The sequence below is a fragment of the Caproicibacter fermentans genome (assembly GCF_009746625.1).
Classification (GTDB): domain Bacteria; phylum Bacillota; class Clostridia; order Oscillospirales; family Acutalibacteraceae; genus Caproicibacter; species Caproicibacter fermentans.
In genome coordinates this window covers 19,193-44,211 of sequence record NZ_VWXL01000026.1, presented here as the reverse complement: position 1 = coordinate 44,211, position 25,019 = coordinate 19,193, and the positions used below count along the sequence as shown (strand labels likewise).

Below are 25,019 nucleotides of genomic sequence, written 5' to 3'. Positions count from 1 at the left end.
TCTGTTATGCTCTAAGAGCTTTTTATTTTTTTTCACAACTAAATTTTAAAGCAAAAAGCCGGAGCTGCCAATACCTTTTCGTATGGTTGCTCCGACTTTTTTTTCGTGCCGTTTTGCAACGGCCCCTCTTCTTTTTTATCTTCTGACTGCCGTGACCGGCGTTTCCAAACTTGCCGGAAAGAAAAAGTTGAATAAATGCTTTCGGAATGCTAAAATAATCAGATATGGGGCAGGTGTGGCGATTGAGTGTGAAAAAATGGCGGATTCGTCGCTGCGACGAGTCCGCCGCTTCCCAAATTGCAGAAGAGATGAAAATACCGCGTTCCGTCGCCGCACTTCTGGCGGCGCGGGGCATGACGAATGAATTCCGGAAGCCTTCCGGCGTATCCTTTTCCGACCCCTTTTTGCTGCCGGATATGGAGAAGGCGGCGGAACGGATCACCAGCGCTTTGGACGGCTTTCAGAAGATCGCCGTTTACGGCGATTACGACGCGGACGGCGTTACCGCCACTGCGATGCTGTACTCTTACCTGGAATCCTGCGGGGGGAATGTGATCTATTACATTCCGGAGCGGGAAGGAGAGGGCTACGGACTGAATATGGGGGCGGTCGACACGCTGCACGAGCAGGGAGTCGATCTGATTGTCACCGTGGACAACGGCATTTCCAGTGTGGATGAAATCGCCTATGCGAACAGTCTTGGAATCGATACGGTTGTTACGGACCACCATCACCCGCGGGAGGTTTTACCTCCCGCCTGCGCGGTGGTGGATGCCTGCCGCGCGGACAGCGGCGCGCCTTACCACGCTTTTGCGGGAGTCGGCGTCGCGTTTAAACTGATTCAGGCCTTGGAGGGTCCGGATGGCGATCTGGAATCGCTGCTTGAAAATTACGGCGATCTTATCGCGATCGGAACCATCGGGGACATTGTTCCGCTGACGGGGGAAAACAGGGCGCTTGTCTCAACGGGGCTGAGTTACCTGCCCAGAACGGATCGCCCCGGCCTCAGGGCTTTGCTGGAGCAGACCGGCTTGGAAAACAGGGAGCTTTCCGCCGGACAGGTTGCTTTTATTCTGGTTCCGCGCATTAACGCGGCGGGGCGGATGGAGTCTCCGGATCAGGCCGTCCGTCTTCTGATTTCGGAATCTCAGGAGGAGGCGGCGTTCCTTGCCGGCAAAATCAGTGAAGACAACAATTATCGGCGCGACGTTGAAAACGAAATTCTGGAAAAAGTAGAGGAATGCTTCCGCCGGGAACCGGCTCTGCTTTACGACCGCGTTCTCGTGGTGGACGGGGAAGACTGGCACCATGGCGTGATCGGAATCGTAGCGGCAAGGATTGTGGACCGTTTCGGGAAACCGTGCATTGTTATTTCGCGTTCGAAAAACGAGGCGCGCGGCTCCGGCAGAAGCGTGGAAGGCTTTTCCCTGTTTGACGCCGTGTATTCCTGCCGCGATCTTCTGACACGGTTCGGCGGCCATCCGATGGCTGCGGGGCTTTCCCTGCCGCCGGGTCAAATCGGCGAATTCCGCGCCCGTATCAACGCATTCGCGGCAGGACTCGGGCAGCCGATGCCGGCGCCGGTACTCTCCATCGACTGCCTGCTGACGCCGAGGGAGCTGTCGCTGGAAATCACGCAGGCCATGCGGTATCTTGAACCGTTCGGAACCGGGAACCCGGAACCGGTATTCGGACTGAAAGGTGTGACAATCACCGATATTACACCGGTCGGCGGAGGCAAGCATCTGCGAGTCAGTGTCAGCGGGGATTCCCGCACGGTTCGCTGTATGAGATTCCGAACGACTCTGGAGGAATTCAGTTATCGCTGCGGCGACAGGGTCGATCTGGCTGTTACCCTTCAGGAACGGGAATACGCGGGCAGAACTCTCTTGTCGATTGTCATCCGCGACATGAAGCTTTCGGGCATGGACATGGACGGAGTGATTTTGGGCCGGAGCCTTTACGATCAGTTCCGCCGGGGCGAGCCGCTTTCCTCGAAGGAAGCCGCCCGGATGAAACCGAAACGCGAGGAGTTTGCGAGCATTTACCGGGCGCTGAGGGGAGAAAACGGGTATTCCGGTACGCCGGAGCTTTTGCTTCCCCGCATTCCCGGGTCGGCGCCGGGCATGGAAAAGCTGTTGACGGCGCTGGATGTTTTTGCGGAACGGGGATTAATTCGTCTGGAAAGAGACGCCGATACATACCGGGTTAAGCTGATCCCGCAGAACGGAAAAATCAATCTGAAGGATTCTGAAATCATTCGTTCTCTGGAGTTATTTGAAAAGGCAGGTGAGCAGGATGGCATGGCCGCTGAAGACCTTTGACGATTTGTTGTCTCTGATTCGTGCGAGCGAGCGCGAGTATAATCTGGATGTCATTACCCGCGCGTATTGGCTGGCGGAAAGCTCACACAGGGACCAGAAGCGTCTCTCCGGATCACCGTATATTTCCCACCCGGTCGCGGTGGCCTGCATCCTGGTTGAACTTGGCATGGATTCGGAATCCGTCGCGGCGGGACTGCTTCACGATGTTGTGGAAGACACTCCCATCAGCCTGGACCAGATCAAAAAGGATTTCGGAGCTGAAATTGCCGGGCTGACGGACGGCGTGACAAAGCTGGGGCGCATTCCATATTCCTCCCGCGAAGTGCAGCAGGCCGAAAATCTGCGCAAGATGCTGATTGCGATGAGCGAGGATATCCGCGTCATCATCGTCAAGCTTGCGGACCGGCTGCACAATATGAGAACCATTGAGTTTATGCCGCCGCAGAAACAGCGGGACAAGGCTCTCGAAAATATGGAGGTCTACGCCCCGATCGCGCACCGTCTTGGAATCCGGGCAATGAAGGAAGAACTGGAAGACCTTTCGCTGCGGATTCTGGATCCGATGGCTTATCAGGAAATTGAAAGCGGATTGGAACTGCGCTCCGGCGAACGGACTAAGTTTATTGAATCGACAAAGAAAAAGATTTTCGAGCGCGTATCCACCATCATTCCGAATGTGTATCTGGAAGGCCGTGTAAAAAGCATCAACGGCATTTACCGCAAAATGTTTGTCCAGGGGAAAACCATGGATGAAATTTATGACATTTACGCGGTTCGGGTCATTGTCGACACGGTTAACGACTGCTATAACGTGCTTGGCGTTATTCACGATATGTTCCGCCCGATTCCGAACCGGTTTAAGGATTACATTTCGACGCCGAAACCAAATATGTACCAGTCCCTGCACACGACCGTCATCGGCTCGGAAGGAATTCCGTTTGAAGTGCAGATCCGCACCTGGGAAATGCACCATACTGCGGAATACGGGATTGCGGCGCACTGGAAGTATAAGCTGGGGCTTTCCGCCAAAGGGCAGGATCAGTTTGAAAAGCGCCTTTCGTGGATTCGCCAGATGCTGGATAACGAAAAGGACAGCGAAGACGCGACCGATCTGGTGCGGATGATCAAATCCGACCTGGTTCCGGAGGAGGTGTTTGTCTTCACGCCGCGCGGCGACGTGATCAGCCTTCCGGCCGGCGCAACCGTCATTGATTTTGCCTATGCGATTCACAGCGCCGTCGGAAACCGCATGACGGGCGCCAAAGTCGACAAGAGGATCGTTCCGATTGATTACCGGGTAAAAACGGGTGAAATCATCGAGGTCCTGACCAGCAAGGAAGCGCACGGGCCGAGCCGAGACTGGCTGAAGATTGTTCAGACCAGCGAGGCGCGCAATAAAATCCGCACATGGTTCAAGCATGAAAGACGGGATGAAAATATTGCGGAAGGTAAATCAGAGCTGGACCGGGAACTGAGACGGAACAATATTGTTCTGTCCGAGGAAGAGCTTGCAAATGTTCTGGAAAAGATCGGTCCCCGGCACAACTGTCATTCAGTGGAGGATGTTTATGCCGCCATCGGTTACGGGGGAGTGCAGATCTGGAAGATCCTTCCAAAGCTGCGGGAGACCTCCCAGAAAGAACGGCAGGCTTCTGTGCCGGTCGCTCCTGTTGCCGAAAAGCCCCAAAGGCCCGTCAGCCATGCGAACGCGGGCATTATTGTGGAGGGAATGGACAACTGCCTGATTAAGATTTCCCGCTGCTGCAATCCCCTGCCCGGGGACGAAATCATCGGTTTTATCACCCGGGGGTTCGGGGTTTCCGTTCATAAGCGGAGCTGCTCCAATGTGCCGAGGGACCTGACCGAGGCGGTTGAGCCGGAACGGTGGGTTCGTGTCCACTGGGCGGGCGAGGTAAAGGAAGAATTCAAATCCACCCTTGAAATAACGGCGGAGGACCGCTCCGGGCTGCTGGTTGATATTACGCAGCAGCTGTTCAATATGCACCTTTTCATCCATTCGCTGAATTCCCGTGAATTAAAAGACAGCAAGGCCGTCATTTCCGCGACCATTACCATCAACGGGCTGGATCAGTTGAGGAATATCATCGACCGCCTTTCCAAAATAAAAGGAGTCTTAACCGTACGCCGTCCGTAGCCGGACCGTTTTCCCACAAGGAGGAATACAATGAAAGTAACCAGAATTACCGGTGGGCCTCTTCCGACAAACTGCTATTTGCTCACGGACAACCGAACGGGACTGACCGCCGTGATCGACCCCGGATTTGAAAGCGAGGACCTGACCGAAAGCGTTCTTGCGGCAGGACAGGACAAAGTTCAGGCCATTTTGCTGACGCATGCACACTTTGACCACATCACCGGTGTTGCAAAGGTAAAGGAATTAACCGGAGCGAAGGTGTATCTGCATTCGGATGAACTCATGTTTGTTTCCGATCCTTCGCTGAACGCATCGGGAATTTTTTACGGTGCGCAGGTTCAGCAGTTCCGAGTCGATTATCCGATGGGCGATGGGGACGAGATTGAACTTGGGGAACTGAAAATCCGAGTGATTCACACGCCCGGCCACACCACGGGCGGGTGCTGCTTCCTTGTGGAAGACGCTCTTTTTACCGGCGATACACTGATGAAGCTGAGCTGCGGCAGGACGGATTTTCCGACCGGCAGCTACCATCAGATGATGGATTCTCTCCGCAAGCTTGCCAAATTGCCGGGGGATTTTCATGTTTACCCCGGCCACGGTCCGGAAAGCACGCTGGAATATGAACGAAAAAACAATTCTTTTCTGGGGATGGACGCGCATGACCCTTTGTATTGACGGACACGAATTTCAATATGAGATGGAAAACCTGTGCCGCGTTTTTTTCCCGGATCAGAAGATTATCTCCGCAGTAAAACCGGGTGACGGAACGGATGTGTATACCGGCGCCGAGCCTTGCGCCGAAGGGCTGCGGATCAGGGTGCGGACGAAGCTGAACGGGTCCGAACGGGAAGCCGAGGAGATGCTTTCCGCAAAAGAAGCGTCCGATCCTCGTGAAGTGGGACGGTGCTTGGGAGTGCTGCTGTACCGACTGCTGTCGTCCGCCTGCGGTTTTCGCCCCCGGTGGGGAATCCTGACCGGAGTCAGGCCGGTCAAGCTTTTTGCCCGCCTTGCCGAAAGCGTGGGAGAAGAGAATGCCGTCGGGTATTTTGAGAGAAAACTGCTGGTTTCGCACGAGAAAGCGGAATTGTGCCGTATGACGAGCCAAAACCAGAAGGAAATCCTTTCCATCCCGAGCCCCCGCTCTTTCAGCCTGTATATTTCGGTTCCGTTTTGCCCCACACGATGCGCGTACTGTTCTTTTGTATCAACTACGGTGGAAAAGGCGTTCCGTCTTGTCCCGGATTATGTGAAGCTTTTATGCGAGGAGCTGCGACGCACGGCGGAATTGGCAGCTGAACTGGGACTGATTTGCCATTCCGTCTATGTGGGCGGGGGGACGCCGACAACCCTGTCCGCCGAACAGCTTCGGCTGGTGCTGGATACGGTCGGAGACAGTTTTGACCTTTCCCGTTGCAGGGAATTCACGGTGGAAGCCGGCCGGCCGGACACTGTGACGGAAGAAAAGCTCCGTGCGCTTCTGGAAAGCGGAACGACCCGGATCAGCATCAACCCTCAGACGCTGAACGACGAGGTGCTTCGGGCAATCGGCCGGGCGCACACGACGGAGCAAACGTATGATGCTTACGCGCTCGCCAGAAAATGCGGGTTCGGCAATATCAATATGGATTTGATCGCGGGGCTGCCGAAGGACAGCGCGGAAAGCTTTCGAAAAACTCTGGACGGCGTCGTGAAATTAGGCCCGGAGAATATTACAGTGCACACGCTTGCCCTGAAACGCGCGGCAAAGCTGTCGCTGGATCCGTCCGGGCCTTACAGCGGCGATGCAAAGACTGCCCAGAACATGCTGACTTATGCGGATTCGGCCCTGCTGAAAAGCGGCTATCTGCCGTATTATCTTTATCGGCAGAGCCGCATGGTGGGCAATCTTGAAAACACCGGCTGGTCAAAGACGGGGTTTGAAGGATACTACAACGTTTTCATCATGGAAGAGAAAGAAACGATTCTGGCCTGTGGAGCGGGCGCGGTTTCCAAACTGTTTGACCCGTTGTCGGATCGCCTGGAGAGAATCTTTAACTTCAAATATCCTTATGAATATATCAGCCGTTTTTCGGAAATGATGACAAGGAAAGATAGGGTGAAGGAATTTTATGACGGCCTTGCGGACTGATTTTATCGAGTATCAGAACAGCGTCCTGCAGATTAATCAGGCGGTTAGGCATGATCCTTCGGCGTTTGTAGCCGCGGCTGAAAAGGCGTATCAGGACAGCCTGATTAAAATCGCCGACAGTCTTGTGAACGAAGATCCGCCGTGCCGGCTGGTCATGCTGGCTGGACCGTCCGCGAGCGGCAAAACGACAACCGCGCACCGGCTGGCGGAAATACTCCGGGAAAAGGGCACGGGCGCGGAAATCATCTCCCTGGACGACTTTTACCGAGGGGAGCATCAGGCGCCGGTGCTGCCGGACGGAAGCCATGACTACGAAAGCGTGGAAGCGCTGAATGTTCCGGAAATTATGCAATGTCTTGGGGAACTGATTACAAACGGGCGCTGCAATATGCCGGTCTTTGATTTTTCCATTCATCTGCCGTACCCGCATCGTCGTCAGGTCGTGCTGGAAAACCGCGAAATCGCAATCGTGGAGGGAATACACGCGCTGAATCCCGTCCTGCTCGGCGGTCTGCCGTCCGAACATATCAGGAGAATTTATATCAGTGTGAAACAGGGTATCCGCGACGACGGAGGCGAGCTGCTCGGGCCGAATGAAATGCGCCTTGTGCGCAGGATCGTTCGGGACCGCAACTTCCGCAATGCACCGCCATGGATGACACTCGGCATGTGGGACAACGTAATGAACGGGGAGCGCAAATACATCAAACCGTTCCGTGCTTCCGCCGATTACACAATTAATTCCTACCATGCGCACGAACCGTGCGTGCTGAAAGACCAGGCCGTCGCCCTCCTACATACCGTACCGGGGGAGGACCCCGGCTGTCAGACCGCGCAAACGCTGCTGAACGCGCTGGAGCGGTTTGAACCGGTCGACAGCTGTCTTGTGCCCAAAGATTCGATCCTGCGGGAATTTATCGGCGGCGGTATTTATTAGTGTGCATGGTTGCATTTGCAATCCATCCGGTGGTATAATATAACAAATGAAAAAGAGGTGTGCTGTTATGGGACTGTTTGAAGATGTCGTAGTCAATGCCAGAACGGCAGTAAACGTCGTTGGGAAAAAGGCGAGTCAGATTGTCGATGTTTCCAAGCTGAGAATCAGCGCGGCAGATTTAAATAATGAGATTTCCAAAAGGTTTGAGGCAATCGGCCGCACGGTTTACGAAGCAAAGAAAACCGGCAATGATACGTCCGATTTAATTGCCGAGAGCGTCACGGCGATCGACGATCTTTACGAGCAGCTGGACGCAGTCAATGACCAACTGTCTGCGGCGCGTGCGAAACTGGTCTGTAAAAACTGCGGGCAGGAAAACACTCAGGGCTCGGTTTATTGCAGCAAATGCGGCCATAAGCTGTCAAACGATTAAACTTAGCAACAGAAGAGGGAAATATTTGAGCTGCCGCTGAATGAAAACGGCAGCTCCTTTCCCTGCGATGCTTTAAAGGACCCGGGTTCGGCTGCCTTTTGCGGCGGTTGGCCGACCAGTTCGGGCCGGAGGGTGCTAAACCCTCTTTTTTTATTTTCATAGGCTCTTGAAACCCGCAGTATAATATCTTATAGTTTATTTGTTTGTTAAGTAAGTGACCGATCTTGGAAACGGATGTGTTGCAATGGAACATAGGAGAGCCTCCGCTGTTAAGCGGCAGAGTTTTCTTCACGGAGCCCTGATCCTGATGGTGGCGATGGCCATCGAGCGGATCATCGGCGCGTTGTTTAAGCTCCCTTTGACCTGGATTCTCACCCCGACCGGAAACGGCTATTTTTCCAACGCCTATTCTCTTTACGCTCCGCTATACAGCCTGGCAACGGCGGGCTTCCCGATCGCGATTTCACGGCTTGTTTCGGAAAACACGGTGCGCGGGCGGTTCCGCGACGTGCGGCAGATTCATCGGGCGTCCATTCGCATTTTTCTGGTTCTCGGACTTTTGTCGTTTTCCATCATGTTCTTCGGCGCGAGACCCTACGCCAACTTTGTGCTCAGCGGAAATCCGGACAACGCACTGCCGGCGATCTATGTGCTGGCGCCCGCGGTTTTCTTTACCAGCATGATGTCGATTTACCGCGGGTACTACGAGGGTCTTCGCAACATGTACCCGACCGCCATTTCTGAGGTCATCGAGGCGCTGTGCAAGCTGATTTTCGGGCTTTCCGCCGCAGCCTTCATCGTCTGGAAAGGGATGCGGGAGTACGCCGCGGCCGGAACGGTGTTCGGCGCCGCGGTCAAATCGGAAGAATACGCGAAGCTCGCCACGCTGCCGTATGCCGCCGCGGGCGCGATTTTCGGCGTTACGCTCGGCGGAATGATCGGTTTTCTGTTTCTCTGGTCCTATCACCGCATCAACGGAGACGGCATTTCCCGCGAGATGCTGATGCACTCCCCAAGGCCAAGGCCGATGCGGGTGACTTCCTCTCAGCTGATCCGCACGGCGATTCCGGTTGCTCTCGGCTCTCTCGCGGTGAACCTCTCCACCTTGGTGGACAGCACGTTCCTGCAGATGAGAATCAAGGATATTATGGACAGCAGCCCGGATGTTCTGCTCAACATGTACCGGGGAATTATCCCTCAGTCGGATATCCAGCTGAATCTGGTTCCGTCTTTTTTGTTCGGCTGTTTCAGCAATGCGACGCTTCTGTTCATGCTGGTGCCCGGAATTACACAGGCGCTTGGAGTCAGCGCGCTGCCCAACGTAACGGCTGCCTGGACGCAGGGAGACCCGAAACGGATCAAACACAGCGTTGAATCCGTTCTGCGCATGGTGACGCTGATTGCGTTTCCGGCCGGCATCGGGCTCTCGATGCTCTCCACGCCGATTGCCCGACTGATGTTCCGGGCACAGAACGCGCCGGAGATTACGGGTAAAATTCTGATTGTCCTTGGACTCGCCGCGATTTTTGCTTCCATCAGCACCCCGATCAACAGTATGCTGCAGGCAATCGGCCGGGTTGATCTTCCGGTAAAACTGCTGGTTGTCGGGCTGGTGATTAAAATTGTCCTGAACTATACTCTGGTCGGAATTCCCGAAATCAATGTCATGGGCGCCGGTACCGGCACCCTGGTCTGCTATTTTCTGATCACCTTCCTTGCCCTGTATTTTCTGATTCGGGAAACAAAGGTAATGCCGAATCTGTTTGCGATTTTTGTCAAGCCGCTGCTGGCGTCCGCCATCAGCGTCGGGGCCGCCTGGGCACTTCAGAAATTCGCGGCGAAGATCATTTCCGCGGACTTCGCAACCATCCTTGCAATCCTGACCGCCGCGTTTCTTTATCTTTTCCTGATCCTTTGGTTCCGCGCGCTGAACCGGCAGGATATTATAATGCTGCCAAAGGGACAAAAAATTGTGAAAATACTTGAAAAACGTCATTGGATAAGGTAGAATAAAAGCGGGTTTCCAGAGTATGACAGAGCAGGAGATAGAAAGAATTGTATTTTCAACTTAAAGAAACATATACTATAGGCGACCTGTTGGATATTATGGAAATTCTTCGGTCCCCGGGGGGATGTCCGTGGGATCGTGAACAGACCCATCAAAGCATCCGGAACAATCTTCTGGAAGAAGCCTACGAAGCTGCGGAAGCGATCGACACGGATGATAAGGTACTTCTTCAGGAAGAATTGGGGGACGTGCTTCTTCAGGTTGTTTTTCATTCCAGAATGGAAGAGGAAAACGGCGGCTTCTCCTTTTCGGATGTTGTCGACGGAATTGTCAAGAAACTTATTCTCCGTCATCCCCACGTTTTCGGGAACGGAACCGCTCAAAACAGTGAAGAGGTTCTGTTAAACTGGGAGGCAATCAAGAAAGAAGAAAAAGGCCGCAGTACCGAGACGCAGGTGCTCAGGGGCGTTTCCAAGGCCCTTCCCGCACTGATGCGCGCTCAGAAGGTTTGCAGAAAGGCTGCGAAAGCGGAAGGCAAACCGCAAAGCCTTGCAAATGCGTTGGAGACCCTGCGGGAAAACGCGAAGCAGGCGGCTCTTTCCGCTGAAACCGGACAAAAAGAGGAGCAAATGGAAAAACTGGGCCGGCTTCTGCTCTCCATAGCAGAGTTTTCGGGTATTCTGGAGTTGGAAGCCGAACAGGCTTTATCAGAAGCCTGCGACCGGTTTATCGAGAAGTTTGAAGAACGGGAAAACAATCCGCCGACAGGAATTGATTGAAATTCTCAGCGATTGCTGTTGAATAATAAAAAACGGAGGTCAATAATATGAATAAAACTGAATTAATCTCTGCTGTTGCTGAAAAGGCCGGGCTTTCGAAAAAGGATGCCGACAATGCCGTAAATGTAATGCTCAGCACCATTGTTGATACGGTAGCCAAAGACGAAAAGGTCCAGATCGTGGGCTTTGGAACATTTGAGCTTCGCAGCCGCAGCGAGCGCCAGGGCCGCGACCCCAGAACAAATTCTCCCATCACGATTCCCGCGTCAAGAGTCCCGGCGTTTAAGGCGGGCAAGGCATTTAAGGATTCAACCTCCATCTAAAATAAATTAGTATTTCATTCGGGACTGTAGCAGAAGGTTTCTGTTACAGCCCCGTTGATTTATCGGAAGGGGAACAATGAGACTCGACAAATATTTAAAAGTGTCAAGACTAATCAAACGCCGGACCATTGCGAACGAAGCGTGTGACGCTGGCCGCGTCCTTGTTAATTCGAAACCGGCGCGCGCTTCTTATGAAGTCAAGGTCGGCGATCTGATCGAAATCGGGTTGGGATCCCGCAGCATCAGGGCAAAGGTCCTCAGTATCAGCGAGACCGTCGGAAAGGGACAGGCATCCGACCTGTACCAAATTCTTTCGGAGGGCCCCGCGGAGCATTAGTATATGTCCAACCGCTTTCGCATACAAATGAAACAGTACGAAGCGGGAGGGATAACTTTGGCCGAACAGAAAACGGTGAAAACGCCGCACAGCCTGATCCTGGAAAATCGTCGGACACTGACCGCGACGGGCGTGTCCAATGTCGACAGCTTTGACGAACAGACGGTGGTGGCCTACACCGATTTGGGAGAACTGGTCATCCACGGGGTGAACCTTCATATTGATAAACTGAATATTGATTCCGGAGAGCTGACGCTTGACGGAGAAATCACATCCATGTCTTATACGGACAACCGGGCGACGACGGGCGGCTTTTTCACCCGTTTGTTCAAATAGGGGCGTGAGTCGCGTTGGTAACACCTCTTTCCTTTCAGATGTTCGGCTTTTCAGCGTCCGTTGCCGCCGGCTTTCTCCTTGGCGCGATTTATGACGTGCTGAGAATCTGGCGGGACTTTTTTCATTCCCAAAAGCGCGCGGTCTTTTTTCAGGATTTTTTCTACATGGTATTTTGCGCGTTCTTCTCATTTTTGCTGGCACTTCCTCTTGGCGGCGGCGCGGTACGAATCTATCTTCTGGCGGGGGAAGCCGTCGGCTGGTTTGTTTATTATTTTACCGTCGGACAGGTTACGGCATATCTCTTCCGCGCGATTTCCGGATTTTTGTACCGCTGTTTTTTTGATCCGGTGGGCAGACTGCTGAAACGTGTTTCCGGGTGGTTTGGCAAAAAAGTAAAGATTGCAGTAAATCTCTTGAAAAAAAAGGGACGGGATTGGAAAAAACGCTTGAAACAGAGGGCGGGAATAGTGTATAATCGTCGTAACGGGTTGCGTCGCAGCAGGCAAAAACGTAAGGTCGTGCAGAGAAATGAAGGTACTCGAAAATCAAAAACAAAAAAAAAGTTTTCTGCTTAGGCTGGCTGTCTTTATTTTCGGGGCATATATGCTTGTTGCCCTGGTGAATCAGCAGATCGAAATACAAGGGAAGCGGCAGGAACTTACGGCGGCAAAACAACAGATTCAGATTCAGGAAATTAAAAATGATGATCTGAAACAGGCTTTCAGTACCGGGGCGGACGATGAGCGCGATTATATGGAGCGCAAAGCGAGAGAAGAGCTTAATTACGCCAAGCCGGGCGAGCGTGTTTTTGTTAATATAGCCGGACATTAAACAGCTCTGTTTAAGGAGGAAAACACTTACATATGCAGCTTGAGGTAGGAACGGTTCTGGAAGGGAAAGTTACGGGCATCACGAAATTCGGCGCGTTTGTGGAACTTCCGGGGGGCAAAACCGGGATGGTTCATATTTCGGAGGTCGCACCCACCTTTGTTAAGGAGATCCGCGACTTTGTGTCGGAAAATCAGATGGTCAAAGTTAAAATCCTGAATATTACTCCTGAAGGGAAAATCAGCCTTTCCATGAAAAAAGCCGTGGAGCAAGTCCGTCCCGGCGGCGGCGCGGCGAGGCCATCCAGACCAGGCAGCTACGAATGGCAGCCAAGCAGAAAAAATGAGCCCTCCAGTTTTGAAGACATGCTGTCTAAATTCAAACAGACCAGCGACGAAAAAATGCTGGATTTGAAACGGTGCATGGAATCCAAACGTGGCGGATTTTCCAGGCACGGCGGGTCCAATCAGGCAAAATAAGAATACGGAATTCTGCGGAGTGTTCGCACTCCGCTTTTTTATTGGAGGCTGTTATGCTTATTTACAATGCGAAAATCCATACCATGGCGGGGGCGGCAATTCCAGAAGGCTCTGTGAGAGTGCGGGAGGGTAAAATCAAAACGGTATCTTCCGGAAAGCTGCCGCAGCTGCCTGATGAAACAGTCCTCGACCTGCATGGGGCGGGGCTGTATCCCGGCTTCATCGACGCCCACACGCACCTTGGCATGTGGGAAGACGGCCTTACCTTCGAGGGCGACGACGGAAACGAGGAGACCGATCCGGTTTCTCCGCAGCTGCGGGCCGTTGATGCGATTAATCCGATGGACCGCTGCTTTTCAGAAGCACTGGCCGCGGGAGTTACGACGGTGGTGACCGGCCCCGGCAGCGCAGACCCGATCGGCGGTCAGCTGGCGGCAGTCAAAACATTCGGCACGAGAATCGACGATATGATTGTAAAGGCGCCGCTTGCAATCAAAATGGCGCTGGGTGAAAACCCGAAAACCGTTTATCATGGGAAAAACGAAACCCCGTCCACACGCATGGCGACGGCGTCGCTGATTCGTTCGGAGCTGTTCAAGGCCAGGCGGTATCTGGAAGACCTGGAACGGTCTGAAACGGACGAGGAAACCGATCCGCCGGATTTCGACATGAAATGCGAAGCTCTTCTGCCCGCCCTGCGTCGGGAGATTGAGGTTCATTTCCATGCGCACCGCGCCGACGATATCTATACGGCAATTCGAATCGGAAAAGAGTTCAACCTCAATTATGTGGTTGTTCACGGAACGGAAGGGTATTTGATCGCTGACGGTCTTCGCCAGGATCATGTGCGGGTTTTGTCCGGCCCGATTCTCTGCGATCGCAGCAAACCGGAGCTGAAAAATCTTACCCCGGCGTCTCCGGGCATGCTGGCAAAGAAAGGGATTTTAACCGCGATTATCACGGATCATCCGGTTACGCCGATCCAGTACCTTCCGCTCTGCGCCGCGCTGGCCGTCAGGGAGGGAATGGACCCATCGGAGGCGCTCTCGGCCATTACCGTGAATCCCGCGAGAATCTGCGGCATCGACAGCCGGGTCGGAACGATTGAAGAGGGCAAGGACGCTGACCTGACGGTGTTTGATACGGACCCGCTCCGTCTCGAATCCAAACCGCTTTGCGTGATTGCCGGCGGTCAAGTCGTTTTTGGGGGCGATGCTCTGTGCGCGAAATAGGGGTTCAAAGAATTTCGGAAGAAATCGCCCGGCTTTGTGTACAAGCCAACCGCGTTTTGCCGGAGGACCTGGAAAACTGCATCGCCTGCGCCGCAAAGGAGGAAACCTCCGGGACGGGAAAGCCGATTCTGGAGGACCTTTGCGCCAATCTGCAGGCCGCGCGTAAATTGAATCTGCCGATCTGCCAGGATACCGGAGCCGCCGTTGTCTTTGCGGAAATCGGCCAGGAGGTTCACCTGACCGGCGGCGCGTTTGAAGACGCGGTCAACGAGGGCGTTCGACGCGGTTATCTGGACGGGCTCCTTCGCTGCTCCATGGTTGCCGATCCGCTGCGGCGCGTCAATACGGGAGACAATACGCCGGCCATTTTGCATACGCGGATTGTTCCGGGTGACAAAATAAGGCTTTTGGTGGCGCCGAAGGGCTTCGGAAGCGAAAATATGAGCCGGATCCGGATGTTTACTCCGTCTGCTTCAGAGGACGATCTTGTGAATTATGTTGCCGAAACCGCAAGGACCGCGGGGAGCAACCCCTGCCCGCCGATGGTGCTAGGGGTTGGCATCGGCGGCGATTTTGAACAATGCGCGCTGTTGGCGAAAAAAGCGCTCTGCCGTCCGGTTTCTCAGCCTAACCCGGACCCGTTTTACGCCGGCCTGGAGCAGAAAATGCTGGAAAGGGTCAACGGGCTTGGAATCGGGCCGCAGGGCTTCGGCGGAAAAACGACCGCGCTTGCGGTGGCGATTGAATGGTACCCGACTCATATTGCGGGTCTGCCTGTGGCCGTCAACGTCGGCTGCCATGTCACGCGGCACGGCAGCGTGACGATTTAAGCGTCTCCTATTCCTTTTTTTTTCGGCGTATGTTATAGTATAAGCGGAGGATAAATCCTCCAAAGTACGCTTAAGGAGATGTTGTCATGAAGATCACGATTACCGGCAGAAAAGTAAACCTGCGGGATCATTTCAAAGAGCTGGCTGTGAAAAAGCTCTCTCGCTTCGACCGCATTTTCGATGAGGATGCTGAGGCGAAGGTCGTCGTAACGGTGCTGAAAAATCGCCAGACGGTGGAGATTACAGTGCATTCCAAGGGAATGATTTACCGTGCGGAAGCGACTGCCGAAGAAATGAACGATGCTCTGGATGATGTAATCGGCGCGCTTTCCAGCCAGATTCGCAGGAATAAGACCCGTCTTGAAAAGAGAATCCATTTTTCAGGCCTTGATGAAGATTTTCAGGTTCCGGATGATCTTGAGGAATCTGAGCAATATAAAATTGTCCGCACCAAGCGTTTTTGCGTTAAACCCATGAGTGTGGAAGAAGCCATCCTGCAGATGAATCTGCTGGAGCATCAGTTTTTTATGTTCCGCAATCAGGAAGACAATCAGATCAATGTTGTTTACAAACGCAGAGACGGCAATTACGGACTGCTTACGCCGGACGCGGAATAGCGCCGGGGAAAAAAAGAATACTATGAAAAAAGGGCTGCCGGGCGCGGCCCTTTCTTTCTGAGGAGAGATAATATCATGGAGGATTTTAAACTGGTATGCCCCTGCCTTCTCGGCGTGGAGGGCCTTGCCGCCGATGAAATCAGGCGGATGGGAGCGGAAAATGTGGAAGCGCAGAACGGCCGGGTGGTTTTTGCCGGTTCGGAGGAAATGCTTGCGCGGGCCAACCTTTGGGCCCGCTGCGGAGAGCGGATTCTGATTCTGATGGGCGAGTTTACCGCGCGGAGTTTTGAAGAATTGTTTCAGGGAGTTAAGGCCCTGCCATGGGAGCGCTGGATTGGAAGAAAGGACGCGTTTCCCGTGAAGGGTTCCAGCTTATCCTCTCAGCTGGCAAGCGTGCCGGATTGCCAGTCAATCGTCAAGAAGGCGGTTGTGGAACGTCTCAAGCAAAAGTATGCTGTTTCGTGGTTTGAAGAAACCGGAACAAAATACCAGATCCGTTTTCTCATTTTGAAGGACAGGGTCAGCCTGATGATCGATACGTCCGGAGAAGGCCTGCATAAAAGGGGCTACCGCGCGAATTCCGCGGTGGCTCCGATCAAGGAAACACTTGCCGCTGCCATGGTTTCCCTTTCCCGCGTCCGCAGGGACGCCCATCTGATCGATCCTTTCTGCGGATCCGGAACCATTCTGATTGAAGGAGCAATGTACGCGCTGAACATTGCCCCGGGGCTACGCCGTAGCTTTGTGGGGGAGGAATTTGCCGGCATTGACGGAAGAGTGTGGCAAACGGAACGAGAGCGTGCGCGCGAGCTGGAGCGGCATGACGTTTCATTTCAGGCGCTCGGGTTCGACGTGGACCCGGCAGCGCTCTCGCTCACTCTGGAAAACGCAAAAAAGGCGGGGGTCGGCGACCGTATTCGTACGGAAAAGCGGGATATTTCGCAGTTCCGCGCGGAAGGCGAGTCCGGCTGCGTGATCTGCAATCCTCCTTACGGGGAGCGCCTGCTTGATTTGAAGCAGGCGCAGGAAATTTACCGCGCGATGGGACGGGCCTTTGAACGGAGGCGCTTCTGGAGTTATTCCATCATCAGCCCGGACGACACGTTCGAGGATTGCTTTGGTAGAAAGGCGGATAAGCGGAGGAAGCTTTATAACGGAATGATTCGCTGCCAGTATTACATGTATTTTAAGGCATGATGTCACCAAAAAGCACGGAAATGAGGGAGTCAGTTGTTTCAGGAAGACTGGGTCATGCGGCAGATTGAGAGTATCGTTAATTTTCTTACGGAAGCCGTACTGGACAAGAAAACACCGGATTTTGAAATATCGGAAACCGAAAGGAATGATACGGATCGGCTGCATGAACGGCTGCTGAACCTGATCCGCGGGAAGCGGATCAATGAGGCGGAAGATCTTTTGTTCGAAAGGCTCGACACGGGCGATCGGCGATATCTGGAACTTGCCGTGGATTTTTATGCCAGGCTGAACAAGCTGGACGGCGAAACGCTGCGCGACAGTGATTTTTCGCGGTCGGAAATTGAAGACGGCCTGAAGGATATCGCGAGCCGGTTTGGAATCCCTTTGGCTGATTTATTTCAGTCCATGCACGGGGAGGAGAACTGATGCGGTATGTTATGATTGTCAATCCTGCGGCAGGCAGGCGGAATGCCGCCGAAACAATTCTGCCGGGAATCCGGAAGGTTTTCATCGAACGCGGCTTGAATCCCGCCTGTTACCTGACCCGGCGGCCCGGAGAGGCGGCCGAACTGGCGGCAAGGGAGGCGGAAAAGGGCGGTCCGGTCAGAATTTTTGCTTTCGGCGGAGACGGGACCCTTGGGGAAGTTGCCGAGGGCGCCGCGGGAAAAAATAATGCGGAGATAGGAATTTTTCCCTGCGGATCCGGCAATGATTATATCAAACTTTTCGGCTCTATGCGGGATTTTCTTTCACCGGAACAGCAGCTCGCGGGTGATTCGCGCCCCGTTGATCTAATCCGTACGGAACTTGGAATTTCAATCAATGTTTGCTCCGTGGGGCTGGACGCGATGGTTGCGCTGAATACGGAGCGCCTGAAGCGGGTTCCGCTCGTCAGCGGCTCCGCGGCGTATGATTTGGGGCTGATTCAGGCGCTCTTTGGGCAGATCGGGAGCAACCTCCGCATTCGGATTGACGATTCCGAAGAGTTTCAGGGGTGCTTTTTGTTCGCGCTCGCCGCCAGCGGCAGATATTACGGCGGCGGCTACTGCGGGGCTCCGCAGGCGATCCCCGACGACGGTCTGCTCGATTTTGTCATGATCCGAAAGCCTCCCTTTTACAAGATACCCATGCTGGTCGGCATGTATAAAGCTGGACGCCATATCGGCGCGAAAGAATTTGAAGAATTCCTGCTGTTTCGCCGCGGGATGAAGATGGAAGTTTTTTCCAAAAAGCCGGCTGCCTCCAATCGTGATGGGGAAGTCGCGCTGGTTGAAGCCGCAAGCTACCGGGTCCTTCCCCATGCAGTGCGCTTTATTATTCCCCAAAAAGATATGATGGAAGGAATTTGTAAATAAATTATTAAATCCTGCTTTTTCTTAAAAAACCTCTTGATTTTTATCAGGGAAGCAGATAAAATAATCTTAGCACTCAAGATGAATGAGTGCTAACAGAAAATAAACATTAAGGAGGATATATTATGACTGTAAAACCTTTACTGGACAGAGTGCTGATCAAAATGGAAGAGGCGGAGGAAACCACCAAGAGCGGTATCATTCTTGCCGGTTCCGCAAAAGAGAAGCCGCAGATCGCCGATGTTGTTGAAGTTGGCCCGGGCGGACTTGTTGACGGAAAAGAAGTCACCATGTATGTGAAAAAGGGCGACCGTGTCATCACAAGCAAATATTCCGGCACGGAAGTGAAGCTTGACGGCGTGGATTACACCCTGGTTCGCCAGAGCGATATTCTTGCAGTTGTGGAATAAGGACAGCTTTCATAATATTAAAATATTGGAGGAATCAGATCTATGGCAAAACAGATTATTTACGGCGAGGAAGCCAGAAAAGCACTGTTAAACGGCGTAAATCAGCTTGCCGATACGGTTAAGATCACTCTTGGGCCCAAGGGCCGCAATGTTGTTCTTGATAAAAAATTCGGCGCTCCGCTGATCACAAACGACGGCGTAACAATCGCGAAGGAAATTGAGCTGGACGACGCGTTTGAGAATATGGGTGCTCAGCTCGTTAAGGAAGTTTCCACCAAGACGAACGATGTCGCAGGCGACGGCACCACGACCGCAACTCTGCTGGCGCAGGCACTGATCCGCGAGGGTATGAAGAATGTTACCGCGGGCGCAAATCCGATGGCGGTTCGCAACGGCATTCAGGATGCCGTCGATGTTGCCGTTGAGGCGCTGAAAAAGAATTCCAAAAAGGTCTCCGGCCCCGACGACATTGCACGTGTTGCTGCAATTTCCGCATCGAGTGAGTTTATCGGCAAACTGATTTCCGAAGCGATGGCGAAAGTTACATCCGACGGAGTGATTACCGTTGAGGAGTCTAAAACGGCCGAAACCTATTCGGAAGTTGTGGAAGGCATGATGTTCGACCGCGGTTATGTCACTCCTTATATGGTAACCGACACCGAAAAAATGGAAGCGATCATTGACGACGCTTACATTCTGATTACAGACAAGAAAGTTTCCAATATTCAGGAAATTCTTCCGCTCCTCGAAAAGATTGTCCAGTCCGGCAAGAAGCTGGTGATCATCGCGGAAGATATCGAAGGCGAGGCACTTTCCACCCTGATCCTCAACAAACTGCGCGGCACCTTTACCTGCGTCGGCGTCAAGGCTCCGGGCTTCGGCGACAGAAGAAAAGAAATGCTGCAGGATATTGCCATTCTGACGGGCGGCCAGGTGATCTCCTCCGAACTGGGTCTTGAACTCAAGGACGCCACAATGGAACAGCTCGGCCGCGCACGCCAGGTGAAAGTGGACAAGGAAAACACGATTATTGTCGACGGTGCGGGCGAAAAGAAACAGATTTCCGACCGCGTCGGCCAGATCCGTGCTCAGATCGAAAAGACGACCTCCGATTATGACCGTGAAAAACTGCAGGAGCGTCTTGCGAAGCTGTCCGGTGGTGTAGCGGTCATTAAAGTCGGCGCCGCGACCGAAATCGAAATGAAAGAGAAGAAGATGCGCGTGGAAGACGCCCTTGCCGCAACCAAGGCTGCGGTGGAAGAGGGAATTGTCGCGGGCGGCGGCATTGCTCTTCTGAATACGATCTCCGAGGTCCAGACCTTTGTCGACAAGTCCGATGGCGATGAAAAGACAGGCGCCAAGATTGTTCTCCGCGCTCTGGAAGAGCCGTTGCGCCAAATTGCCGAAAACGCAGGTCTGGAAGGCTCCGTCATCATCAATAAAATCCAGAGTTCCGGAAAATCCGGTTACGGTTACAACTTTGAAAACGATCAGTACGGCGATATGATTACGTTCGGCGTTGTGGATCCGACCAAGGTGACACGTTCCGCTTTGCAGAACGCTGCTTCCGTCGCGGCGATGGTTCTGACAACCGAATCGCTTGTTGCGGATAAGAAAGAACCGACGCCTCCCGCTGCTCCGTCTCCCGATGCGGGCATGGGCGGCATGTATTAATCCTAAATCAGTTTAAGAACAGGAACGGACGCGATATCGCGTCCGTTCTTCTATGAAAAGGGCGGGAACGCTGAAAACGTTCCCGCCCTTTTCATGTTTATGTGGCTGAGCTTATGCGTGCCTGCGGAACCAGTCCATGATCGGCTCGCTCATGTGCTTGACGCAGCCTTGATCCATCGGGTACTCCAGCCCCGCGGCTTTGACAAGCTCCTCATAGGTTTTGCTTCCGCCTGCTTTGACGAATGTAAGGTAGCGTGAAAACGACTCATCCCAGTCTTTTTCAGAAGCGATCCAGAATTCCAGAGCCGCCGTCTGTGCCAGACAATAATCAATATAGTACAGGGGGAAAGAGTAAATGTGGTGCTGGCGCTGATATCCGCCGCCGTCTTCAAAGAAAGGAAGATGATCGAAATCAATCCAGGGACGGTATTTTGCTTCCAGCTCTTTCCATACATGTTTCCGCTCGTCCGGCGAAAGGTTTGGCTTTTCATACATCGTGGTTTGAAACTCGTCCACAAGGCACCCGTATGGAATAAAGTTGATTGCCTCTTCCAACTGATACAGATAAAACTTGTCGGTTTGCTCTTCGAAAAACAGCGGATCCCATTTGCGCGAGAATAGCTCCATCGACATGGAATGCGTTTCGGCGGCATCCATGGTCGGCGTCCGAAGTTCCAGGATGGGCATGCTTTGAGATAAATAGCTTGCAAAAGCGTGACCTGCTTCGTGAGTCAGAACTTCAACGTCTCCTGCCGTTCCGTTGAAATTGGAGAAAATGAACGGTGACCGGTAATCCGGAATTTCCGTGCAGTAGCCTCCGCCGGCTTTCCCTTTTTTGCTGTCCAGATCGAACAGCTCATTTTTTACCATGAAATCGAAAAATTCTCCGGTCAGCGGATTCATTTGCCGATACATTTTCTGCGCTTGATTTACCAGGGCCTGACGATCGCCTTTCGGGTTGGGGTTGCCGTCCGGAAACAGGGATTTATCGTCATAGAATTTCAGGTCGGGCAATCCAAGGCGTTTCGCCTGGCTCTTTTTGATTTCAGTAATCACAGGAACAAGGTCTTTTGCAACCTGATCCCGGAATTGCTTTACCTCATCCGGGCCGTAGCAGTTACGGCCCAGACGGTCGTATCCCAGCTGGACGTAGTTGTTGTAGCCCAGAATTTTTGCCTGGCTGGTCCGGTTCTGAACGAGTTCATCATAGATTTCATCCAGCCGTTTCGAATTCTCGATAAAAAAGCCGGCGGTTTTTTCCCATGCCGCTTTTCTGGTCGGTCTGTCGGAAGATATCTGATACTTTTGAATTTCTGAAAGGTTCAGCGTTTCTCCGCTAAACTCGATCTTTGCTGAGGCAAGCAGCTTTTCATACTCCGTAACCAGAGCGTTTTCTTTTTTCTTCAGATCGATAACCGCAGGCGAAAAAGACCGCATGGATATTTCCAGGTTTTTAAAAAACAGCTTTCCTGTTTTTTGCTCCAATTCCGGGCGGAATTTAGAGGCGACGATCACTTTGTAAAAATTCTGAACGGATTCTTCGAACACAGGATTGTTGGAATCGAAAAACGCTATTTCTTTTTCATAGAAAGGATCCACCGTGTTAATGCTGTTGCGAATATAGGCAATCGTTCCCATCGACTGAAAATTGCTCATCAGTTTTTCGTGTTGCAGGATCAGATCGTATTGTTCGGATGCAGTGGAACAGTCGGGGAATTGCCTGGTAATTTCGATGTATTGCCGCTTGATCGCGTCAAGTTCGGGACGCTCATACTTCATATCGGAGAATTTCATGATATTAGCTCCTTTATTTGATTTCGGACGAATCGGATTCCGATAGTTCTATTATAGTACAACGGTTTTTAAAAGGAAAGAGATGGAATTACAAATCGACAAAAAAGCATGATCATTAAATGCGGGCATATAATGGAAATAAAGGCTGGGTTCAGACTTTTGAACGAAAAACGGAGGGGGAAATCGGTATGAACGAATTTTTTGCATGGTCAACTCTGGTTACTTTTACCGGCTGTTCCGCGGCTACGGGGATCATCACGCAGTTCCTGAAAAATTCATTTCAGAAACTGCCTACGCAATGGTTAAGCTATTTTATTGCCGTCGTTATTCTTTATGCGGCTACATACTTTACAGGCGCGCTGACGCTGTCTGCGGCCGCGGCGATTCCGCTTAACGCAATTCTTGTCGCGCTTTCGTCAAACGGAGCGTACAGCGCCGTCCTGAGAGTGAAGACCGGTAAGCCGGTTGATAAAGCTTGAATCTATTGCTGTAATTCGCCCGCAGAAGATTGGGCGAAGTCGACAGGCTGACAGCACTTTGCTTGCAAGGTGCTGCTTTTTTGTTGCCGAAACCACCGGCGGTGCCGGTGAGACCAGTTCTGTTTTAAAGTAAGTGCAGACAATTCCCAAAGAGTATGCTTCCTCATTTGCATTTCAATTCTGTGGCTGCGCGGCTCTTGATCCTCGGCCTGCACCACCGATTTTCGGTGGCCCTCGCTTAAAGCGGATTTGGTAATTTAATCAAAAGATAAATAAATAAGGACCGGCTTTTTACAAAGAACTGGTATTGTATCAGTGTTCGTGCTGATGAAATCAAGGAGGCTCTCAATGGATAAAATTGAACTTCGCAATATTACCAAGGCGTATGCGAAAAATCCCCCTGTAATAGAAAACTTGAACCTGAAAATTTCCGAGGGCAGCTCCACGGTCCTTCTGGGGCCTTCCGGCTGCGGAAAATCCACAATTCTGAGAATGATTGCCGGACTGGAAAAGGAAACGGCCGGCGAGCTGCTGATTGACGGAAAAAATGTCAGCGGCGTTGAACCCGGAGACAGGCATGTTGCCATGGTATTTCAAAACTATGCTCTGTACCCGACCATGAACGTGAAGGAGAACATTGAGTTTGGTTTAAAAAATTTGAGAATACCAAAGGCGGAGCGGGAAAAACGCATTCAGGAAATTGCAAAGATGGTCGGGCTGGGGGAATACCTGTCCAGAAAACCTCAGCAACTGTCCGGCGGGCAGCGCCAGCGGGTGGCGCTTGCAAGGGCGATCGTAAAAAAGCCCGCCGTGTTTCTGATGGATGAACCGCTTTCCAACCTCGACGCCAAATTGCGGAATCAGATTCGTACGGATTTGATTGAGCTTTACCGGAAACTGAACGCTACCTTTGTGTATGTGACGCACGACCAGGTGGAGGCCATGTCGATGGGAACGGATATTGTCCTTCTGGAAAAGGGGGAGATTCGGCAGATCGGCAGTCCGCCGGAAATTTACGGAAAACCGGAAAACGTCTTTACGGCAAGATTTATCGGCTCGCCATCAATGAATATTCTGAGCGCCGAGGAACTGAAAAGAGCGGATCTCCCGGTTCCTCCGAAAGCCAAATATGTAGGCTTTCGCCCGGAAAAAGCTTCCATCGGCGGGCGGGAAAAAGCCCCCCGTGAAAACGAGGTCGCTTTGCAGGGGACAATCCTTGCACGGGAAATGCTAGGGGATCAAATCCTTTACAAAGTGCAGTCGCCGTTCGGCGTGTTCCATGTTAAGAGTTTTGACCTGCAAATGCTGGAATATGGAACAAATTCGGTTTTGATTAAAAACAGCGATCTGTTTTATTTTGATGAAGAAGAGAACAGAATGGTCTGTTAAGCGGAAGGATGGCGAACATTCATGGAGACAAATTATGCGCTGAACGGAAGAGTGAGAACAAGTGCGGCGGTGTCGAAGAAGTCCGGCGCCGGAAAGGCCGGGGCGAAATTGCTTCCCTATACGATGGTTGCCCCGTCCATAGCGGTATTTTGCGTATTTATTCTGTATCCGATCGGCTATATGATTTACCTCAGCTTTTTTCACTGGAACCTGATCGGGCCTAAAACGTTTATCGGTCTTGAAAATTATCTTGACCTGTTACACGACGCGGATTTCTGGCAGGTGATGGGGAATTCCTTTCTCTATATGTTTTTGATGGTCTCTTTCTCGCTGATGATTCCTCTTCTGCTGGCATTTACTCTCAAGCAGGACACAAGGCTGAACAAATTTCTGCAGGGTGTGCTCTTTACCCCTTACATCGTATCTCTCGTCTCTATTTCTTATGTGTGGATGTGGATGATGGATTCGGATTACGGCCTGATCAACTATCTTCTGCATTTGTTTGGAATGTCCCCGGTGGGCTGGCTGAGCGACCCAAGCGTCGCCTTGCCGTCTCTGATCTTTGTTTCGGTGTGGAAAGGAATCGGCTACAACACGATCATATTTATTTCCTCAATGGAAACAATTCCTCAGTATCTTTATGAAGCCGCAAACCTTGACCACGCGAAGAAACACACGGTCTTTTTCAGGATCACGCTTCCGATGATTTCACCGACGATTTTCTTTCTTACCCTGATGAATATTATTTCCGCGTTCAAAGTGTTTGAGACCGTGAATCTGATGACGCAGGGCGGCCCTATGAATTCGACAAATACGTTGGTCTACGACATTTATCAATACGGGTTTCAGTTTTATAAAATCGGTTACGCTTCCGCAATGGGCGTTGTGCTGATGGGAATCATCGGAATCTGCACCGTGCTTTATTTTCGCGCGCTCAGCCGGCGCATTCATTATCGATAATAAATGAGGAGGCAG

Annotated in this window: 26 protein-coding genes; 25 read left to right on the top strand and 1 reads right to left on the bottom strand. The window is 52.3% G+C overall.

The features are described 5' to 3' along the window. Positions 1 to 248 precede the first annotated feature (248 nt). From recJ to groL, 22 genes are all read left to right on the top strand, one after another. Complete coding sequence (gene recJ, locus CAFE_RS05210; protein ID WP_330593860.1) at positions 249 to 2,324, top strand: single-stranded-DNA-specific exonuclease RecJ; 2,076 nt, start codon at positions 249 to 251, stop codon at positions 2,322 to 2,324. After that, positions 2,299 to 4,479 (top strand): RelA/SpoT family protein, encoded by a 2,181-nt coding sequence (locus tag CAFE_RS05205; protein ID WP_066642425.1) that lies wholly within the window; start codon positions 2,299 to 2,301, stop codon positions 4,477 to 4,479. The genes recJ and CAFE_RS05205 overlap by 26 nt, the downstream gene beginning before the upstream one ends. Positions 4,480 to 4,509: 30 nt before the next feature. Further along, complete coding sequence (locus CAFE_RS05200; protein ID WP_066642422.1) at positions 4,510 to 5,157, top strand: MBL fold metallo-hydrolase; 648 nt, start codon at positions 4,510 to 4,512, stop codon at positions 5,155 to 5,157. Then, positions 5,102 to 6,610 (top strand): coproporphyrinogen dehydrogenase HemZ, encoded by a 1,509-nt coding sequence (gene hemZ / locus CAFE_RS05195; RefSeq protein WP_233452716.1) that lies wholly within the window; start codon positions 5,102 to 5,104, stop codon positions 6,608 to 6,610. Before CAFE_RS05200 ends, hemZ begins: the two co-directional genes overlap by 56 nt. Then, the gene (locus CAFE_RS05190) at positions 6,591 to 7,547 is read left to right on the top strand and encodes a uridine kinase family protein (RefSeq protein ID WP_066642416.1); all 957 of its coding nucleotides are present in this window, start codon (positions 6,591 to 6,593) and stop codon (positions 7,545 to 7,547) included. The genes hemZ and CAFE_RS05190 overlap by 20 nt, the downstream gene beginning before the upstream one ends. Before the next feature lie 67 nt (positions 7,548 to 7,614). Beyond that, complete coding sequence (locus CAFE_RS05185; RefSeq protein ID WP_066642413.1) at positions 7,615 to 7,980, top strand: zinc ribbon domain-containing protein; 366 nt, start codon at positions 7,615 to 7,617, stop codon at positions 7,978 to 7,980. 244 nt (positions 7,981 to 8,224) lie between these two features. Then, a complete protein-coding gene (locus tag CAFE_RS05180; protein ID WP_066642410.1) occupies positions 8,225 to 9,988 on the top strand; it encodes a putative polysaccharide biosynthesis protein in 1,764 nt (587 codons plus the stop codon). Positions 9,989 to 10,035: 47 nt separating this feature from the next. Further along, complete coding sequence (mazG, locus tag CAFE_RS05175) at positions 10,036 to 10,767, top strand: nucleoside triphosphate pyrophosphohydrolase (RefSeq protein WP_156990009.1); 732 nt, start codon at positions 10,036 to 10,038, stop codon at positions 10,765 to 10,767. 47 nt (positions 10,768 to 10,814) lie between these two features. After that, the gene (locus tag CAFE_RS05170; RefSeq protein WP_066642400.1) at positions 10,815 to 11,090 is read left to right on the top strand and encodes an HU family DNA-binding protein; all 276 of its coding nucleotides are present in this window, start codon (positions 10,815 to 10,817) and stop codon (positions 11,088 to 11,090) included. Positions 11,091 to 11,166: 76 nt separating this feature from the next. Next, positions 11,167 to 11,427: an RNA-binding S4 domain-containing protein gene (locus CAFE_RS05165; protein WP_066642398.1), complete on the top strand. Its 261-nt coding sequence runs from the start codon at positions 11,167 to 11,169 to the stop codon at positions 11,425 to 11,427. A 57-nt stretch (positions 11,428 to 11,484) separates the two neighbouring features. Next, a complete protein-coding gene (gene yabP, locus CAFE_RS05160; protein ID WP_066642396.1) occupies positions 11,485 to 11,763 on the top strand; it encodes a sporulation protein YabP in 279 nt (92 codons plus the stop codon). Between the two features lie 38 nt (positions 11,764 to 11,801). After that, positions 11,802 to 12,338, top strand: coding sequence for a spore cortex biosynthesis protein YabQ (gene yabQ, locus CAFE_RS05155; RefSeq protein WP_233452718.1), 537 nt, complete (start codon positions 11,802 to 11,804; stop codon positions 12,336 to 12,338). Continuing rightward, positions 12,292 to 12,594 (top strand): FtsB family cell division protein, encoded by a 303-nt coding sequence (locus tag CAFE_RS05150; protein ID WP_066642392.1) that lies wholly within the window; start codon positions 12,292 to 12,294, stop codon positions 12,592 to 12,594. The genes yabQ and CAFE_RS05150 overlap by 47 nt, the downstream gene beginning before the upstream one ends. Before the next feature lie 32 nt (positions 12,595 to 12,626). Continuing rightward, positions 12,627 to 13,070 (top strand): S1 RNA-binding domain-containing protein, encoded by a 444-nt coding sequence (locus CAFE_RS05145; RefSeq protein ID WP_066642390.1) that lies wholly within the window; start codon positions 12,627 to 12,629, stop codon positions 13,068 to 13,070. A gap of 53 nt (positions 13,071 to 13,123) precedes the next feature. After that, a complete protein-coding gene (locus tag CAFE_RS05140; RefSeq protein ID WP_156990008.1) occupies positions 13,124 to 14,302 on the top strand; it encodes an amidohydrolase in 1,179 nt (392 codons plus the stop codon). Then, positions 14,290 to 15,132, top strand: coding sequence for a fumarate hydratase (locus tag CAFE_RS05135; protein WP_066642387.1), 843 nt, complete (start codon positions 14,290 to 14,292; stop codon positions 15,130 to 15,132). The genes CAFE_RS05140 and CAFE_RS05135 overlap by 13 nt, the downstream gene beginning before the upstream one ends. Before the next feature lie 86 nt (positions 15,133 to 15,218). Next, entirely contained in the window at positions 15,219 to 15,749 is a 531-nt protein-coding gene (hpf, locus tag CAFE_RS05130) for a ribosome hibernation-promoting factor, HPF/YfiA family (protein WP_156990006.1), read from the top strand. Positions 15,750 to 15,824: 75 nt separating this feature from the next. Beyond that, a complete protein-coding gene (locus CAFE_RS05125) occupies positions 15,825 to 16,946 on the top strand; it encodes a THUMP domain-containing class I SAM-dependent RNA methyltransferase (RefSeq protein WP_156990005.1) in 1,122 nt (373 codons plus the stop codon). Between the two features lie 33 nt (positions 16,947 to 16,979). Next, the gene (locus CAFE_RS05120; RefSeq protein ID WP_166525071.1) at positions 16,980 to 17,372 is read left to right on the top strand and encodes a DUF6483 family protein; all 393 of its coding nucleotides are present in this window, start codon (positions 16,980 to 16,982) and stop codon (positions 17,370 to 17,372) included. Beyond that, complete coding sequence (locus CAFE_RS05115; protein WP_066642379.1) at positions 17,372 to 18,301, top strand: diacylglycerol/lipid kinase family protein; 930 nt, start codon at positions 17,372 to 17,374, stop codon at positions 18,299 to 18,301. Before CAFE_RS05120 ends, CAFE_RS05115 begins: the two co-directional genes overlap by 1 nt. 122 nt (positions 18,302 to 18,423) lie before the next feature. After that, a complete protein-coding gene (locus CAFE_RS05110) occupies positions 18,424 to 18,708 on the top strand; it encodes a co-chaperone GroES (RefSeq protein ID WP_066642377.1) in 285 nt (94 codons plus the stop codon). Positions 18,709 to 18,750: 42 nt separating this feature from the next. Beyond that, positions 18,751 to 20,382 carry a chaperonin GroEL gene (groL, locus tag CAFE_RS05105; protein WP_066642375.1) on the top strand — a complete coding sequence of 544 codons (1,632 nt, stop codon included), beginning with the start codon at positions 18,751 to 18,753 and terminating at the stop codon, positions 20,380 to 20,382. Between the two features lie 111 nt (positions 20,383 to 20,493). On the opposite strand, the gene CAFE_RS05100 is transcribed toward groL, so the two are convergent. Continuing rightward, on the bottom strand, positions 20,494 to 22,176 hold the full coding sequence (locus CAFE_RS05100; protein ID WP_156990003.1) for a M3 family oligoendopeptidase: 1,683 nt from the start codon (positions 22,174 to 22,176) through the stop codon (positions 20,494 to 20,496). Positions 22,177 to 22,364: 188 nt separating this feature from the next. Here CAFE_RS05100 and CAFE_RS05095 point away from each other — a divergent pair, with 188 nt between their 5' ends. The 3 genes from CAFE_RS05095 to CAFE_RS05085 all read left to right on the top strand — a co-directional run bounded on the left by CAFE_RS05095 (position 22,365) and on the right by CAFE_RS05085 (position 25,004). After that, positions 22,365 to 22,655: a hypothetical protein gene (locus tag CAFE_RS05095; RefSeq protein WP_139103991.1), complete on the top strand. Its 291-nt coding sequence runs from the start codon at positions 22,365 to 22,367 to the stop codon at positions 22,653 to 22,655. A 348-nt stretch (positions 22,656 to 23,003) separates the two neighbouring features. Beyond that, positions 23,004 to 24,044 (top strand): ABC transporter ATP-binding protein, encoded by a 1,041-nt coding sequence (locus tag CAFE_RS05090; protein WP_156990002.1) that lies wholly within the window; start codon positions 23,004 to 23,006, stop codon positions 24,042 to 24,044. Positions 24,045 to 24,065: 21 nt separating this feature from the next. Continuing rightward, entirely contained in the window at positions 24,066 to 25,004 is a 939-nt protein-coding gene (locus CAFE_RS05085; RefSeq protein WP_156990001.1) for a carbohydrate ABC transporter permease, read from the top strand. The last annotated feature ends 15 nt before the right edge of the window (positions 25,005 to 25,019 follow it).

Coding starts and splice junctions, on each gene's coding strand:
- CAFE_RS05200 (WP_066642422.1), top strand. CDS start 4,510: ATGAAAGTAACCAGAATTACCGGTGGGCCTCTTCCGACAAACTGCTAT.
- CAFE_RS05095 (WP_139103991.1), top strand. CDS start 22,365: ATGAACGAATTTTTTGCATGGTCAACTCTGGTTACTTTTACCGGCTGT.
- CAFE_RS05185 (WP_066642413.1), top strand. CDS start 7,615: ATGGGACTGTTTGAAGATGTCGTAGTCAATGCCAGAACGGCAGTAAAC.
- CAFE_RS05150 (WP_066642392.1), top strand. CDS start 12,292: ATGAAGGTACTCGAAAATCAAAAACAAAAAAAAAGTTTTCTGCTTAGG.
- CAFE_RS05140 (WP_156990008.1), top strand. CDS start 13,124: ATGCTTATTTACAATGCGAAAATCCATACCATGGCGGGGGCGGCAATT.
- CAFE_RS05145 (WP_066642390.1), top strand. CDS start 12,627: ATGCAGCTTGAGGTAGGAACGGTTCTGGAAGGGAAAGTTACGGGCATC.
- CAFE_RS05110 (WP_066642377.1), top strand. CDS start 18,424: ATGACTGTAAAACCTTTACTGGACAGAGTGCTGATCAAAATGGAAGAG.
- CAFE_RS05170 (WP_066642400.1), top strand. CDS start 10,815: ATGAATAAAACTGAATTAATCTCTGCTGTTGCTGAAAAGGCCGGGCTT.
- groL (WP_066642375.1), top strand. CDS start 18,751: ATGGCAAAACAGATTATTTACGGCGAGGAAGCCAGAAAAGCACTGTTA.
- yabQ (WP_233452718.1), top strand. CDS start 11,802: ATGTTCGGCTTTTCAGCGTCCGTTGCCGCCGGCTTTCTCCTTGGCGCG.
- CAFE_RS05180 (WP_066642410.1), top strand. CDS start 8,225: ATGGAACATAGGAGAGCCTCCGCTGTTAAGCGGCAGAGTTTTCTTCAC.
- hemZ (WP_233452716.1), top strand. CDS start 5,102: ATGAACGAAAAAACAATTCTTTTCTGGGGATGGACGCGCATGACCCTT.
- CAFE_RS05165 (WP_066642398.1), top strand. CDS start 11,167: ATGAGACTCGACAAATATTTAAAAGTGTCAAGACTAATCAAACGCCGG.
- hpf (WP_156990006.1), top strand. CDS start 15,219: ATGAAGATCACGATTACCGGCAGAAAAGTAAACCTGCGGGATCATTTC.
- CAFE_RS05115 (WP_066642379.1), top strand. CDS start 17,372: ATGCGGTATGTTATGATTGTCAATCCTGCGGCAGGCAGGCGGAATGCC.
- CAFE_RS05125 (WP_156990005.1), top strand. CDS start 15,825: ATGGAGGATTTTAAACTGGTATGCCCCTGCCTTCTCGGCGTGGAGGGC.
- CAFE_RS05205 (WP_066642425.1), top strand. CDS start 2,299: ATGGCATGGCCGCTGAAGACCTTTGACGATTTGTTGTCTCTGATTCGT.
- CAFE_RS05100 (WP_156990003.1), bottom strand. CDS start 22,176: ATGAAATTCTCCGATATGAAGTATGAGCGTCCCGAACTTGACGCGATC.
- CAFE_RS05090 (WP_156990002.1), top strand. CDS start 23,004: ATGGATAAAATTGAACTTCGCAATATTACCAAGGCGTATGCGAAAAAT.
- CAFE_RS05085 (WP_156990001.1), top strand. CDS start 24,066: ATGGAGACAAATTATGCGCTGAACGGAAGAGTGAGAACAAGTGCGGCG.
- CAFE_RS05190 (WP_066642416.1), top strand. CDS start 6,591: ATGACGGCCTTGCGGACTGATTTTATCGAGTATCAGAACAGCGTCCTG.